At 49.8% G+C, this 14,653-nt stretch carries 12 protein-coding genes; 9 read left to right on the top strand and 3 right to left on the bottom strand.

From position 1 onward, the window contains the following. Positions 1-219: 219 nt before the first annotated feature. The 7 genes from IEW52_RS15930 to IEW52_RS14820 all read left to right on the top strand — a co-directional run bounded on the left by IEW52_RS15930 (position 220) and on the right by IEW52_RS14820 (position 8,107). A complete protein-coding gene (locus IEW52_RS15930) occupies positions 220-717 on the top strand; it encodes a type II secretion system protein (RefSeq protein WP_188630865.1) in 498 nt (165 codons plus the stop codon). A 192-nt stretch (positions 718-909) separates the two neighbouring features. Then, the gene (locus IEW52_RS14845; protein WP_229667982.1) at positions 910-1,488 is read left to right on the top strand and encodes a prepilin-type N-terminal cleavage/methylation domain-containing protein; all 579 of its coding nucleotides are present in this window, start codon (positions 910-912) and stop codon (positions 1,486-1,488) included. Next, positions 1,478-2,056: a type IV pilus modification PilV family protein gene (locus IEW52_RS14840; protein WP_188630864.1), complete on the top strand. Its 579-nt coding sequence runs from the start codon at positions 1,478-1,480 to the stop codon at positions 2,054-2,056. Before IEW52_RS14845 ends, IEW52_RS14840 begins: the two co-directional genes overlap by 11 nt. After that, positions 2,053-2,802, top strand: a complete 750-nt coding sequence (locus IEW52_RS14835) for a PulJ/GspJ family protein (RefSeq protein ID WP_188630863.1) — start codon at positions 2,053-2,055, stop codon at positions 2,800-2,802. The genes IEW52_RS14840 and IEW52_RS14835 overlap by 4 nt, the downstream gene beginning before the upstream one ends. Beyond that, positions 2,792-3,166, top strand: a complete 375-nt coding sequence (locus tag IEW52_RS14830) for a type IV pilus modification PilV family protein (protein WP_188630862.1) — start codon at positions 2,792-2,794, stop codon at positions 3,164-3,166. The genes IEW52_RS14835 and IEW52_RS14830 overlap by 11 nt, the downstream gene beginning before the upstream one ends. After that, positions 3,163-6,126, top strand: coding sequence for a DUF7305 domain-containing protein (locus tag IEW52_RS14825; RefSeq protein WP_188630861.1), 2,964 nt, complete (start codon positions 3,163-3,165; stop codon positions 6,124-6,126). Before IEW52_RS14830 ends, IEW52_RS14825 begins: the two co-directional genes overlap by 4 nt. A 304-nt stretch (positions 6,127-6,430) precedes the next feature. Beyond that, entirely contained in the window at positions 6,431-8,107 is a 1,677-nt protein-coding gene (locus IEW52_RS14820; protein ID WP_229667981.1) for a putative bifunctional diguanylate cyclase/phosphodiesterase, read from the top strand. An 80-nt stretch (positions 8,108-8,187) separates the two neighbouring features. Here IEW52_RS14820 and IEW52_RS14815 read toward each other — a convergent pair whose 3' ends face one another. From IEW52_RS14815 to IEW52_RS14805, 3 genes are read right to left on the bottom strand one after another with little or no spacing between them, the layout of a single operon-like run. After that, on the bottom strand, positions 8,188-8,829 hold the full coding sequence (locus IEW52_RS14815; protein WP_229667980.1) for a PqiC family protein: 642 nt from the start codon (positions 8,827-8,829) through the stop codon (positions 8,188-8,190). Continuing rightward, positions 8,826-10,463: an intermembrane transport protein PqiB gene (gene pqiB, locus IEW52_RS14810; RefSeq protein ID WP_188630859.1), complete on the bottom strand. Its 1,638-nt coding sequence runs from the start codon at positions 10,461-10,463 to the stop codon at positions 8,826-8,828. Before pqiB ends, IEW52_RS14815 begins: the two co-directional genes overlap by 4 nt. After that, the gene (locus tag IEW52_RS14805) at positions 10,456-11,811 is read right to left on the bottom strand and encodes a paraquat-inducible protein A (RefSeq protein ID WP_188630858.1); all 1,356 of its coding nucleotides are present in this window, start codon (positions 11,809-11,811) and stop codon (positions 10,456-10,458) included. Before IEW52_RS14805 ends, pqiB begins: the two co-directional genes overlap by 8 nt. Before the next feature lie 313 nt (positions 11,812-12,124). On the opposite strand from IEW52_RS14805, the gene IEW52_RS14800 reads away from it, so the two are divergent. Next, positions 12,125-12,751 carry a chemotaxis protein CheX gene (locus tag IEW52_RS14800; RefSeq protein WP_188630857.1) on the top strand — a complete coding sequence of 209 codons (627 nt, stop codon included), beginning with the start codon at positions 12,125-12,127 and terminating at the stop codon, positions 12,749-12,751. A gap of 8 nt (positions 12,752-12,759) precedes the next feature. Further along, positions 12,760-14,574: a diguanylate cyclase domain-containing protein gene (locus IEW52_RS14795; RefSeq protein ID WP_188630856.1), complete on the top strand. Its 1,815-nt coding sequence runs from the start codon at positions 12,760-12,762 to the stop codon at positions 14,572-14,574. Positions 14,575-14,653: the final 79 nt, after the last annotated feature.

Below are 14,653 nucleotides of genomic sequence, written 5' to 3'. Positions count from 1 at the left end.
GTGGCAAACTCCTGCTCAACCCAATTCGTCATGTCACTCGTCGCTACACCTGTTGTTCAGTGGCATTGATGATACTCATTCAAGGACTTATGGGTAAAGGGATGGCCTCAGGTGGAACAGTATGATCGGGCCATGACTAGCAATAGCATATTTCACCCTGAGGCCTGGTTGCCATCAGGGCACAATGTTTAATTAACCATAAAGCTAAGGAAATAAAGCATGAGAAAAAGCGCGGGTTTTACCCTGATAGAATTAGTGATCGTGATCGTGATTTTAGGTATTTTAGGTGCAGTAGCGGCGCCCAAGTTTTTGAACCTGCAAGGTGATGCTTATGGTGCCAACCTACAGGCCGTGAAAAGCTCCATGGAATCAGCAGCAACCTTGATCAATACCAAAGCTATTTTGGCCGGTGAAGATAAAAAAGAAGATGGTGATCTTACTTCTGAACAATCTGGTACCGGAGCTGCAATGAAATTAGCTTATGGTTATCCAACTGCGAATGAAATAGTAAATACATTAGAGATTAAAAATACAGGTAATGATGCTGAATATGTTGCTACGGCTGCGGATGATGATGGTTCTGTATTGATATCTCCAAAGGCGAGAGCCGAAGAGGTAGATGGCGGTAATGAAGCAGTGTCCACATGTGCAGTCAAATATGAAAATGCAGAGGAAGGTAAGAGACCTGCAATTACTATTGATAAAAGTACATGCTAAACATCACGGGGCGGCTGCGGCCGCCTTATTTCAGGCATCATGGTTTGGCTTAATGGTTAGGGGCTAAACCAGGACGTCGGATAAAATTTAAAAAACATAACTATCTATATAAATAGACTCACGTTACCTCATAATCCAAGATCAAGTACTTACTACCAGGATGCTCGCCATGATTGATAATGAGATGCTTACTTGAGCCAACCAAGTTTCCATATTCTACCTAGCTGCGATCATAAGCACTCAGGCTTTACCCTGATCGAGCTGGTATTGGTGCTGGTATTGATTGGCATTCTAGGGGCTGTGGTTGCCCCGCGCTTGATGGTAGGTAATCAATTTAAAGAACGGCTGCAGGCCGATAAACTGGTGGGTTTGTTGCGCCAGGCGCAATTGCGCGCCATGAACGATCCGCAAGCGGTCACCGAAAATCCCGACATATCTCGTTGTGCTAAAGTGGTGATTACCAAGCTAGGCTTCTCGATGGCTGCAGAGTGTAAAACGCAACTGTTAGACAGCGATACAATAAGACAGCAAGAACAGCAGGGATATTTTGTGGGTGCCAGAGACATCAATATTACCGCCAATCACACCTTGCCTTTCATTCTGCAATTTGGCCAAGAGGCCGCTGAAGATGAAGATAAAGAATTTTTAACGGAAGCGAGCTTGCTAGGTCGCCCCTTTATCGGCACAGAACAATTACCAACAACTTTGAACATCACTATCGGTGACAAAGCCGTTTATATTGAACCCGAGGGCTATATTCATGGCCCTTAATACTCCTTCATTACCTAATCTATCTGGCTTAACGTTTAAACAGGCAGGCATCAGCTTATTGGAGTTTGTGCTGGGTTTGGCGTTACTGGCAATAGTGATGCTCGGGGTCACGCTGTTTTATCTCAGCCAATCTCGTCAACTCGATCCGGTGTTTCAGTTTAGAGCCGTGTCGTTAGCCGAAGCCTTGGCCGAACAAGTGCTGGCGGTGAAATATGACGTCAACAATAATCCAGCGGCACAAGAGCGTTGTAATGCCGGTGCTTGTAGTAATTCGCCGTCGACTCAGGCAATAGCTAATCCTAAGCTAACGAATTTTATCGCAGTAGACGACTTTCAGCTTTGGTGTAATAACAGTGAAAATGGAGCTAAGGGCGATATTGATGGCGAGAAGCTGGCGGCTGAACTGAATTTACCACAAATACAGCTTTATCGACGCTTTACAATAGAAACCTGTGTTGCGCTTAATGATGATGATCCCGCCAATATTTTCAAACAGGTAGACATTAAGATCAGTATCGATCAGGGCGATACTCTCTCCTTTATTCTGCACAGGTACAACATTCGATGAAGGCGCGCGGTTTTACTCTGCTGGAGCTGGTGATCGTCATGGTGCTGATTGGCATCAGCGCCCTGTTCGGCACCCGTTTTATTGCTCAAATGGCCGAAAGCTATATGGGCGGTGCCGAGCGGGCTCAGGCCTTAGCCGGTGCCCGTTTCACCCTGGAGCGCCTGCGCCGGGAGCTGGCCGTGGCCTATGGCCCCAGCGTGTACCGCAGTGACAGCAATCGCTGCCTTTCCTTTGTGCCTGCCCTGGCTGCGGGCACCTATACCGGTTTGGTGAGAAATAACTTGGCTACCTTTATTAAACCGCTGAGTGTAAGTGACAATATGCAAGGCCGCTATATGGCCATTCGGACTGCCAGTGGGGAAGATATATGGAAAGACTATCCGGCAGTTATACCCGATGATGTGTATCAAATAGATAATGAACCTGTCGGCAACAGTTTTCGTTTTAGTGATATTTTCAATACATCTGATGATATTACCTTCAGCCGCGAAGGGGTTGGTCAGCGCTACACCCTGCTAAAGCCTGAGCAGGTGCGTTTTTGCGTGGACAATGGCCGCCTGTATCGTCAAAACAAAACCGGCGAAAACTGGAATGACGGGGTGCTGATGTTGATCGGGATCACAGGAGACAAGGTCTTTCTGGACTACGATAGGCTCAGTCAACTGATACAAATGGAGCTTGTATTGACCACCCGAGACGGTGACCTGGTGTTACCCGGACAACTGCAGGTGACCTATGCGCCTTAACCCGCAACAGGCCGGCAGCATGCTGCTCAGCGTGTTGTTTATCATGCTGATTCTGTCTGCCTTGATGGCCGCCATGGTCACCCTGTCGGGCCAGAGCAGCCGCCAGCTGGTATACGAAGTGCAGGTCCTCAAAGCCCGGCTCGCTGCTGAGTCCTTGCTGGAGCGAAAGGTCTTCGACCTGCTGGATACCATTACACAAAACGAACGCATTACCGCAAATATTGCTGGCTGTGAAGGTGAAGCCAGCAGTTCCCCCCCCACAACAACTGCCGGTGTGACACAGGTGCGGGTGATTGCCACCGGCACCTGCACCGGTAGCGGCCTGACCGTGGTCCGTCATATCGAAGTCGAGGTGATTGAATGAACAAATATGCACTTTTTTACTTGACCGCTTTGCTTGCCTCGGCACCGACGCTGGCATCCACTGTTGCTGAACTCTTCCCCTATGCCGCCCAAAGCCATGATAAAAACGGTGAAGTGGAGATGAGTTGGAGTACCAGTATTAATGGTACCAATAATGGTGTGCTTGATTTTAGAAAGAAAGATGATCTAAAAGGTCAGTGTGATAACAAAAATTGTACTATCTCAGGTGACATTACAACACCTTATTCGCTTCCTAAATTTAATCGTTCTCCATTTGAGCTTCCAGCCTTTAAAAAAACCAATTCATCTTTCGAGGCAAAGTGTAGTGGCTCCGGAACGATTAGGTATGATCGTGAGGAATATGAAAAAGTTGAAGCGCAGGGAAGTTGCAGATTGCATATTGCCAACACTGGTGACGTGCTAATAAAAGGAGACTTGTCGGCGCAGGGTAGTTCAATTATTTACCTTGATAGCGGTAATTATTGGTTAGACTCATTGAAATTGTCCGGTAGCAGCAAAATTATCATTAATGGGAATGGTGAGGTTAACTTTTACGTTAAAGACAATGTTGATGTCTCCATCAGTAATCAGGTGGGCAGCCCGTCACAAAAAGTGAACATATTTCATTACGATGATGATCAGGTAAAGCTGGGTAGCAGCGCCACCTGGTATGGAAATGTAAAATCTTACGGCGACTTTGAACTGCAAGGCAGTAGTAAGCTTTATGGCGCAGTACAAGCAAAATCTCTTGAATTATCTGGTAGTACCAGACTATATCTTGATGCCGGCACATACTGGTATGAAGAGGTTGACTTACAGGGCAGCGCCAGAGTAATACCACATGGGGATGAACTCACAACCTTTTATATTGAAGAAGATTTAGAGTTACAGGGTAGTACTGAACTGGGTACCAGTGAAAATCCGGTACTTGCCTTTGTATATGGTGACGGCGACGATGACGGCGAAGCAGAGCTTGAAGGCTCTTCCAAGATCTATGGTTATGTATACGTTGAAGGCGAATTGGAGATGCAGGGCAGCACAAACATATTTGGTGCTGTCAATGTGGTTGATCTGGAAATGGAAGGCAGCGCTTCTATTAATTACAGTGCTATTCCTGTTTCAGGTGAGGTTCATCACTACAAGCTCAGTTTTGATATTGAGGCGAATCACCTTACGGCCTATGCCTGTGGTGATGAGGCCTGTAGTGAAGCGCTGCTTTATTCACGCCCCGCAATGCTGCATATTAAAGATGGGTTGAATAACAACTCCATATCAAATTTTAATAATTTTTTGAAAAGTGATAAAGACACTAACCCTAATACCAAGCTGGATAAAAATAAATGTATTCAGTTTGTAGATAAAAAAGCAGATCCCAAACCTGAAACATCTCCGGGCTTGCGCTGTTATCTGTCTGACGGTACTCGCCTGCAAAACTGCAAGTTGTGTACCGAGCAGGATGTGCAATCTTCTCTCGCTGCACATGTGTATGATGAGATAACTCTTAATGAAGAAGTATTGGGAGAAACTGCTCCTAACTTCGATTTTTATATTGCTGAGCTGAACGGCACGGGAACACTTAAAACCGGCAATAAAATATTGAAAGAAGGCAGTGCAGTTAGTTTTCCGTTAGACCTGACTTATAATAAGGCCGAAGCCATATCCCTGACTATTAAAGGTGATAACGGCAAAAATGGTAAAAACAAGCTGGAAGTGGAATATCAGCTTGAACTGGTGTTTGTGCCCAAACAGCTGCGCTGGTCTGCTGCCGATTGTGGCGGTAAAGATGGTTTTATATACGCCGATCATGCGGCATCTTGCACTGTGCTGGGCAAGGCTGGCGAGCACGCAGGGCTTACACTACAAGCTTATGGCGCAGGAAATAAACGGATAGACGACTACAGCGCTCAATTGAAAGAGATTGTTATACGTGAACTGACTGCTGATGCAAAAGTTAAGGATGATAGTCCTATTATCAAACAGCCAGCGGTTAACTTTAATCAAAGCAATAAGCCAAGCTTTACTAGCGACAAGTCCATTTCCACTGTGGGGCTGATACAGGCTATGGTGCCGGATAGCTGCGCGCCTTATGCCATTAGCGATAGCGGCTGCATGCTCGAAACAGATGGCGATACCGCCATTATCGGCCGCACCGTGCCAGCTTCGCTTAAGGTGGTTGAAACCCAAAGCGGCGATATAAAGGATGGTGTGGTGTACGCAGGTAAACCCGGCGTGAGCTTTGATGTGGCTCCTTCCTTAACCGTGATCGGCCTGGATGCCAAGGGTAAAGAATTACCCAGCTTCAGCGGTGAGTTTGCCGGTGGCCTGAAAGGCAATTCCTCCATTGCGCTGAACAGTGATATTGCTTTGAAAGGATTAGTGCCGACGTTCGACGAACCCGAAGCCGGCAAACATGTGATTAGTTGTGATACGGACAAGCTGGAGTTCATCAAGGACAAGCGCTTTCCGGAAACGGCGCTCAATCTGCCTATTCAGTTGGCCATTGAAAATCACGATGACACTCAGGGAGTGAATGGTGCCACCACCCCCCTGGCTAAGGAAAGCGACACTCTGCGCTTTGGCTTTGTTACCCTGATGGACGCCGAAATCAAGGTCGACGAGGAAGGTACCATGGCCAGCAAGCTGAATTATTTTGGTAAGGATGTGCAAACGGTGCTGGAAGATAATGTAACCGATTACGAGCTTGAACAAGCGACAAGAGTCACGCACAAGCCGATGCTAGATCCTGAGCTGCTAACGTTGGCCATGCAAGAAATCAAGGTGACTGGTTATGGTGAACAGCAAAAAGGTATTCAGGTGACCATAGACGGGCTGCCCGACTGGCTCAGGCCAGTAGATAAGGACGGTAGCCTAACCAACCCCTCTGCCATGCTGGACATCCTCAACAACTTCAGACTACGGGCCAACGACAGTATTTTTAACCGCCGCGAAGTGGTGCGGTAAAACTGGGTAAAGAAAAAAGGCGCTGCGGCGCCTTTTTTGATCCTCTTGTGTGACGGGGTTGATGTGAGTCAAAGGGAACTTTGTGATCTCCCTTATAATATCGCATCTACTTTCGATACAATCCGTTTACTTATTGGATACATTTGTTATTGTCGTTGCTAATAGCAATATCGAGTTTGGTAAGGATGACCAGATAATGAAAAATACCACTGAACACAGGGAAAGTCGGCAACCGGCAGCTTCAGCAAATGCGGGTTCACCACCACTTGATAGCGCGACATCATCGAGTGCAGCCAGGCAAAATTTGAGTTTTAAACGCCAGTTGTTGCAGCATTTGTTCAATCACTCGGTAGAATCGGTCATGGTCACCGACGCTAATGGCATTATTGAGCGTGTTAATGCGGCTTTTACCGACATTACCGGCTATAGCGCAGAAGAAGCTATCGGTCGCTCTCCCAATCTGGTGCAGTCATCTCGTCATGATCCCAGCTTTTATGCCCAAATGTGGCAGCAGCTGGAAGCAACGGGGTGCTGGAGTGGCCAGGTATGGAACCGTCGTAAATCCGGTGAAGTGTATTTACAGTGGTTAAACATTAATACCCTGACCGATGACGCCGGACAGATTACTCACAGGGTGGCTATTGGTCATGATCTGAGTGCTTATCAGCCAACCAATATCGAACGTAGCCCCTTTACCTTTAAAGACCCGCTTACCCAGTTAGGTAATCGACAGCTGTTAACCAGCCGTCTTGATCAGGCATTGGCCGAAGCTGAACGCAATAATATTCGTATCGGACTGATGGTGGTGGACATTGGTCGCTTTCGCCAGATTAACGAGCAGCTGGGGCTGGCCTGGGGCGATGATATTTTACGCCAGCAGGCGCGTACCTTGCAGGCGGCGGTCGATGAAGCCGATACTCTGGTGCGATTGCAGGGTGATATGTTTGCCATTTTGCGCCACAGCCGGGCACAAGATGCCACCATGGCACAGTTAGCCGATAAGTTACTGGGGCTGATGGCGCAGCCGATTATTCTGGCAGATAACAGTGTGGTGAGTTTACAGCCCAGCATTGGCATTGCCATTTATCCGCGAGATGCCGAGGATAATGCCGGTTTGCTACAAGCGGCCGAGCATGCTCATAGCATGGCCAAGCGGGCCGGGCGTAATCGTTTTCAGTTTGTTGATCAGCGCCAGCACGATTTGCATCACCGTGAATTGCTGATAGAGCACAGCCTGCATCATGTGCTGAATACCAGCCTGGGGGAAGGACTGAGCCTGCACTATCAGCCACAAGTGAGGCCGACCGATGGCAAAGTGATGGCGATGGAAGCCCTGTTACGCTGGCAGCATCCAAAGCTGGGCGCCTTGTCGCCGGCGGAATTTATCCCGGTAGCCGAACAAAGTGCGCAGTCGGTGCGTCTGGATCGTTGGGTTATCGAGCAGGTATGCGTCCAAGTCGCCTTGTGGCGGCAACGTTATGCCGAGGTGCCCGTGATATCGATTAATTTAAGTGCGCCCCAGTTCAGCGAGCCAGATTTTGCCGAATGGCTGCTGGGCTGTGTAACACAAGCCGGTATTCAACCGCAGTGCATTAAGCTGGAAGTCACCGAAACCACCATGATGGCCCACAAAGATAACTGCGTCATCATGCTGGGATGCTTACGCTCGCTGGGCTTTAAAATTTCGCTGGATGATTTTGGTACCGGTTATTCTGCATTGGCTTGTCTGCACCAGTTTCCGCTGGATGAGCTTAAAATTGATCGCAGCTTTATGGTGGAAGCCAGTCAAAACGCCCGCGCTTTCCTGTTACTGAAAACCATAGTGAAACTGGCACAGGAGTTATCGCTGAATTTGGTGGTCGAAGGCGTTGAACAACAAGACCAGCTCAATCTGTTAGCCGATTTTGGGCCGTTAACGGTTCAGGGCTATTACTATTATCGTCCGATGCCGGTGATTGAGGTGATGGCTCTGCTTGATTAAATAGTTCTTGAAAACGCGTATCAAACGTAAAAGGGACAAGCTTGGCTTGTCCCTTTTACGTTGTGCTTAATGCAGCTTCATTAAGATTTTGAAGTTGCTACCAACTCTTCGGCCAGAGTATCGGCCAGTTGCTCCCAGGCGCTGCCCAACGCGCGCACCAGTGCAGGGTAGCCGTCGTTTTCTAGCGGTTCGGTAATACTAAAACGACGCTGTTTAAGCAGTTGCCCCGAGCCATCAAGCAGTTGCCACTGGCCCTCGGCCAGTGCGTCGCCATTTTGCTGTCCCTGAAAGCGAGTCACCTGCACACGAATATCGCGCACCGGTAAATTGGCTTGCAAGGGTTGGCCCTTGCCTACCACCTGCGCCTGGGGGAGAACGAGCGCCAGCCGTTGCTGCAATTGTTGCTGCAGTTGCTGGCCAATGCCTTCTGCCCACAGGTGCTGGCGAGCCTGATATACCTCTATGTCATTCAGCTGCATGACAATACCTTCGCTGTCCAGATGGCCAGCAATGCGTACCGGAGCCACCATAATGGCCAGCTGGCTATCATAGTGTTGTTCGGCTGCACTACTGGGCAGCATATAGGTGGTGGGGCCGGCAGCCGAGCCGGCACAGCCACCGAGGCTGAGCAGGACGAACCCTGCGATCAGCATGAGTGATGTGGCTCGCTGCGGTTGAATCGATGGCATAAAGCCCTGGCGGTTAAGCAAACGGGATATCATTTCTTGGCCCTCGGTTGTGGGTCTTGTGATAGCTTTTTATCGAAAATCAAGGCGTTGGGCTGATCGGTCAGGGTACGCACCACAGGTTGCAGATCCCGCATCAATTTTTCCAGTCGCGACAGGGTTTGAGTCAGCTCGTTATAACCCTGTGAGTCCGGTGCAAACCCTTGCAGGGTATCGCGCAATTGACGCATGGTGCTGTTGACGTTGGTCGGCAATTGTCCGGTGGCCGGATCGGCCAGCAGTTTGTCGACTGAGGCGGCAATGTCATTCACCTTGTTCATGGTTTGCTGAGTGCTGGTCAGCGTACTGTTCAGGGTGGTTAAAATCGGCTCAATTTGCAGATTGTTGAGCTTGTCGAGCAGGTTGGACACCTTCTGCTCAATTTGCGCAAAGCCGCCGGAGGTGGTGGGAAACACCGCTTTTTCGGCAAAGGTCATACGCTGAAATGGCGTGGCATCTTTATAGAAATTCAAGTCGACAAACAGGGCGCCGGTCAACAGGTTGCCGGCCTTGAGCGAGGCACGCAAACCGTGGCCGAACATCTGCTCCAGCCGTTGTTGCCACTGTTCCAGATCAAGATCCTGATCGGTGTCGGCAAACCGTTGTGGCTCGATGCGAATCAACACGGGAATGGCAAACCGGCTAAGCGAGTCGGGCTGCGGAGCAGTAAATTTCCAGGGCACGCTGACCACGGTCCCAATGCGCACGCCTCGGTATTCCACCGGGGCGTTGTTGCCAAGGCCGCGCACCGTGTCGTCGACCAGCAGTACATATTCAAGATAGTCGCCATAGCGACCTTCTTTTGCGCTGTCTTCATCATTAAACAACACGTAGTTGGCGCCTTCTTTGGCCTGGCGTCCCATAGAGGCATTGTTGGGTACCCCAAAGGTAATGCCGCCGCCCACCAAAGACTCCAGTGACGCCACATTCACCCGAAAACCTTCGGAGTCCAGACGAATGTCCAGGCCGGACGCGGTCCAGAAGCGGGTGGTACTGGTGACCAGTACTTCATAAGGCGACTGAATGTAAAGGCGATGACGCATTTCGCGTTTTTCTGGATCGAAGTGACTGTGTTCTACCCGGCCAACCGTATAGCCCTGATAGGTGACGGGATCGCCGGTGCTGATGGAATTCCCCACCTGGCTGGCCAGATTGATACGCAACCCAGGGGCGTCGGGTGGGGCCACCGGCGGTTGTTCAAGCACCTTGTATACCTCAAGAGACACCTCGCTGTTACCGGGTTGCAGCTGGATATAAGCACCAGACAACACAGTGCCCAAACCGCTGACGCCTTCACGGCCAATACGTGGCTTGACCACCCAGAACTGGGTATCTTCGTTCAGCATGCCTGCGGCTTGCGGGGTCATGCGGGCAACGATTTCTGCATGGCTCAGATCATCCGACAGGCTGACCTTTTCTACTTTACCCACTTCAACATTTCGGGTTTTGATCAGTGTTTTACCGGCTTCTATGCCTTCGGCATTATCCATGATCAGAGTAATGGAAGGACCCAGACGACTAAGGTTGTCGTAAATCATCCAGGCTCCAATCAGCACGGCAACCAAAGGAACAATCCAAACCGGAGAAAGCGAACGCTGGGTCCGGCGCGTGGCGCGCTGGGTATCAGACATGATGATTTTCCTTAGGCGAAGTATCGTGAGAGGTTAAAACAGATTGGCCGGGCGCAACCGATTGCCAGATGCTGCGCGGATCAAACATGATGGCGGCCAGCATGGTCAACACCACCACTGCGGTAAACGACAAGGCACCGGCGCCTGGTTCTATCGACATAAGCGAGCCGTTGCGGATCAGGGCCACCAGAATGGCGACCACAAACACATCCACCATGGACCAACGGCCAATAAACTCGGTAATGCGGTACAGGCGCACCCGGCTGAGCGAGCTGAGCGTATTGGATGGTTGGCGCACTATATAACACAACCACAGCAGGGCCAGCATTTTACTGACGGGCACCAATATGCTGGCGGTCAAAATAATCATCGCGATGGGCCAGTCGCCATGCTGAAAAAACAAGAGTACCCCGCCTAAAATGGTGGCAGGTTGAGTATCGCCCAATGAGGTAGTGACCATGATGGGATACAGGTTGGCCGGAAAATACATGACGATAGATGCGGCCAGCAGCGCCAGCGTCGCCTGGTTATTTACGCCTTTGAAGGGGTGCAGGGGCTCGTCACATCGCAGGCAGCGATGGGGATGATTGTCAGACAGCCGATTTACCAGCCCACAGGTGTGACAGCCGGCCAGTTGCTGCTGCGAAGCCGACGCGCCCAATTCCACATTTGAGGGCGCCTTGTGCTCGGGATCCAGGTAAAACCACAACCAATCGCGGTCTACCGACTGTGTGGTGAGCAGCAGCAAGAGGGCATAAGCACAAAAGGTCCAAAACGACATGCCCAGCTCTATGTCGGCCATGCCAATAATTTTGATCAGGCTTACCAGGGTGCCAATAACAAATACGTCCGCCATCATCCAGGGGGTGATATAGCCAAGGGTGCGAGCGATTTGCCGGCTTCGGGGTAACGGCTGACCGCGCACTATGCCGAGGCACAGCCAGAGCAGGCTCGTCAGGTAAACTGCCGGCAAGATAATGACGGTAAGCAGCACGCATAACGCAACCAGAGGCTGGTGCAGGCCAATCAGGGTCGAGGCGGTTTCGGTCAGCTCTATACGGTTGCCAATGCCACTGATACTAAAGCTCAGAAAGGGGAATACCACCGACAACACGAGGGTAATCAGGGTGGCAACGACCAATGCCAGGCTGCGCTCGGCGGAATTGGACTGGCGGCGTACCAGGGTATGCTCGCAGCGAGGACACACGGCTTTTTCACCGGTTTTCAAGGGGGGGAGTGCTAATAGCAGGTCACATTCGTGACATACCCGCAGCCGCCGGCGTGAAACCTGGTTGGAATGCGCTTTTTTGTGTGCGGTGACGAATGCTGGCAATGAAGGTTCAACCAATGGAAAGTCTGTTCAGAGGATACTAGCAATGAGTGATTGATAATACGACAGTTTCGTTGCCCCTCCAACATAAACACCAAATGAGTCTGGTTGTTTTGTGATAATATGTAGGTCATTTTATCACCTGAAAGCTTGATTTTTAAGCTGAATATTTTATGGATTGTTCATTTTAAAAGCGGGTTTTTTGTTTATAATGGTTAAATTAGATCTCATATGGAACTTATCTTGTGACCCATAAGAATCCTACTGCCTTATTTCAGGTAGGCAAACCTATCAACATTGACGAGCGAATGCGTTGTTTTGGTGTTAACTCATGAACATAGTGCTAACGGCTGATGAGCATGAGCTGGTTGTTGAATTGATGCATATCGGCGTCGGTCGCGTGGCCAATATTTTGTCCAACATGGTAAGGGATGAAGTACGGTTATCTGTTCCTCAGTTGCAAGTGTTGTCCCCTGCCGAAGCCAGCGATAATTTTTGTCGTGACATGCCCGGCGTATTAGCGGGAGTCATGCAGCATTTTAGCGGTTTTACGAGCGGTAGAGCGGCAGTGTTGTTTCCTGAAGCTCGTAGTCTTGAATTGGTGCGCGCTATATTAGGCGAAGACATGTCGATCGGCGAAATATCAGAGCTGGAACAGGAAACTCTGGCTGAGCTGGGTAATATATTTCTCAATAATTGCCTGGTAACGCTGGCTAATTTATTAAATCAGAAGATTCAAACCGATTTACCCCTGGTTTTCAATATCGATACGCCTCATCTGTTGAGTCATTTGTTGCCAGTTGCTGAGCGGAGCTCCAGCTTTATCATGTTAATGAAAATTCATTTCAGCCTGCGAGAGCGAAATCTGGAAGGGTATTTGGCCTTTATCGTCGATGTGCAGTCAGCCGATAAGTTTGTGGCTGCCCTGCAAGATTACCCGGTTGAGCTTGTTGAATGATGGACGTCATGCAAACTGCATCCTCATTATCTGATCTTAGGCTGAACCAGATGGCATTGGAGCAGCTAGAAAACGGCGTTATGTTGCTGGATGCCCAACAAAGAGTGTTGTTCTGGAACCAGTGGCTGGTGCGCTATACCGGTATCAATCCGGATGATGCCCACGGGCAGCGGCTGGAACAATTATTTGATGTGCCTTTGCCTGTGGTTGTGTCGGATGCTATCAAAGCCGCCTGTGAACATGGTTTGGCGCGGCTGCTGTCCCATAAACTGCATCGACAGTTGTTACCTCTGCGCAGCCAGTTTATGTCCGACGGTCAAGACCATGTCTATCACTCCATGATGCTGCGCCCGTTGCATAACGGAGGAGGTGTTGTATTGGTACAGTTGTATGATCTTACCAATGCGGTACGCCGTGAGCGTTATTTACGTGAAAAAGAACAGGCGCTGCGCAAGATACATTTTGCACAGTCTGCAGAAAAGCGGTTTATGGATACCGTGCTGGATACCATCAGTGCCTTGGTGGTGGTAACGGATGCGAGGGGGTGTATTGTTAATGTGAATTGCAGTGCGGAGCTGGCCTTGGGCTTTAGCCAACACCAATTGCAGGGCAAGCAGCTGAAAATGCTGTTGGGGCTGGACAGCTTTAAACATTTGCCCGAGAGCAAAAAGCAGGCGGCCGAGTTACGTTCTTTCAATTGTCATATGACGAACGCGGATGGCAAATCTATTTACATTCGCTGGACGGTTAAAGCAGTAAAGAAAGGGGGGCACCCGCTGCGTTACCTTATTTATACCGGTCAGGATATCACCGAGCGTGAAAGAGCCTCGGCTTTGTTACAACTTGAGCGAGAAATGCTGGAAATGGCTGCGGGTAAACAGTCGACTCGGTGTATTCTCGACCATGCCTGTGTGTCGTTAGAGCAACAGCTGGAGTCGTGTCGGGTAGCCGTGTTGCAAGTGGGTGACGACAACCGGCTACAAATCATTAATGGTCCGAGCCTGCCAGAGTCTTTCGGTGAACAATTATACTCGTTGCAAAATGAACGTCTGCTACGTGTGATCAAGTCCGCTCTGAGACACGGTCAGCTACAGGTGTTTGCGGGACCGGCTAAAGGTAAGTACTGGCAGCAATGGCTGGTGCTGGCCAAGCAATTCAAAATGGCGGGTTGCTGGTTGATGCCCATTCAGGTAGTCCCCCGTCACTCGCAAAACATGTTGGCTATATTTCCGCGTTATCAGTCTCATCCTCACAGTCATGAGCCACAGATAGTACAGCGGATTAGTCATTTGGCAGCACTGATACTGGAACGTCAGCACCAGCAAGAGCAGATAGAGCATCTGGCCTTGTATGACTCGTTAACCGGGCTGGCCAACAGAAGTTTACTGAACGAGCAACTGCAGCGCAGTATTCACCGTGCGCGTCGCACTGCTGGGGCGTTTGCCTTGTTGTTTATCGATCTGGATGGCTTTAAAGCGGTGAACGACACCTATGGGCACGATGCCGGGGATGCCCTGTTGATTGAGCTGGGACAGCGTTTGCGAAATCGGTTTCGGGCTAACGATTGTTGCGCACGTATAGGAGGAGACGAGTTTGTTGTTTTACTTGATGATACTACCGATGGATCAACCGTTATGAGTATTGGGGAGTCTCTTCTCACACTTCTGGCCACACCACTGCCATGGGGGGAGTACCCACTGCGAGTGACCGCATCTATTGGCATTGCTTCATATCCTGCCAATGGTGACAGTGCCGGCAGTTTGCTTACCAGTGCCGATAATGCCATGTATCGAGCCAGTAACTGTTCACCCGCAGCGCCTTGACACTCAATAATGGGATGATCGTCTCTTGATCCGCTTTTGCTACTTGCACGATCTCCCTGTTCAGGCACGCTTATCAATA

It is taken from the genome of Oceanisphaera marina (assembly GCF_014643915.1).
In the GTDB taxonomy this organism is placed as follows: Bacteria; Pseudomonadota; Gammaproteobacteria; order Enterobacterales; family Aeromonadaceae; genus Oceanimonas; species Oceanimonas marina.
This window is presented reverse-complemented; position numbering and strand designations above follow the sequence as displayed.

What these genes read in the sequence shown, in the direction of transcription:
- IEW52_RS14835 (WP_188630863.1), top strand. Translation starts at nt 2,053, where the DNA reads ATGAAGGCGCGCGGTTTTACTCTGCTGGAGCTGGTGATCGTCATGGTG.
- IEW52_RS15930 (WP_188630865.1), top strand. Translation starts at nt 220, where the DNA reads ATGAGAAAAAGCGCGGGTTTTACCCTGATAGAATTAGTGATCGTGATC.
- IEW52_RS14795 (WP_188630856.1), top strand. Translation starts at nt 12,760, where the DNA reads ATGCAAACTGCATCCTCATTATCTGATCTTAGGCTGAACCAGATGGCA.
- IEW52_RS14815 (WP_229667980.1), bottom strand. Translation starts at nt 8,829, where the DNA reads ATGATATCCCGTTTGCTTAACCGCCAGGGCTTTATGCCATCGATTCAA.
- IEW52_RS14800 (WP_188630857.1), top strand. Translation starts at nt 12,125, where the DNA reads ATGAACATAGTGCTAACGGCTGATGAGCATGAGCTGGTTGTTGAATTG.
- pqiB (WP_188630859.1), bottom strand. Translation starts at nt 10,463, where the DNA reads ATGTCTGATACCCAGCGCGCCACGCGCCGGACCCAGCGTTCGCTTTCT.
- IEW52_RS14830 (WP_188630862.1), top strand. Translation starts at nt 2,792, where the DNA reads ATGCGCCTTAACCCGCAACAGGCCGGCAGCATGCTGCTCAGCGTGTTG.
- IEW52_RS14840 (WP_188630864.1), top strand. Translation starts at nt 1,478, where the DNA reads ATGGCCCTTAATACTCCTTCATTACCTAATCTATCTGGCTTAACGTTT.
- IEW52_RS14825 (WP_188630861.1), top strand. Translation starts at nt 3,163, where the DNA reads ATGAACAAATATGCACTTTTTTACTTGACCGCTTTGCTTGCCTCGGCA.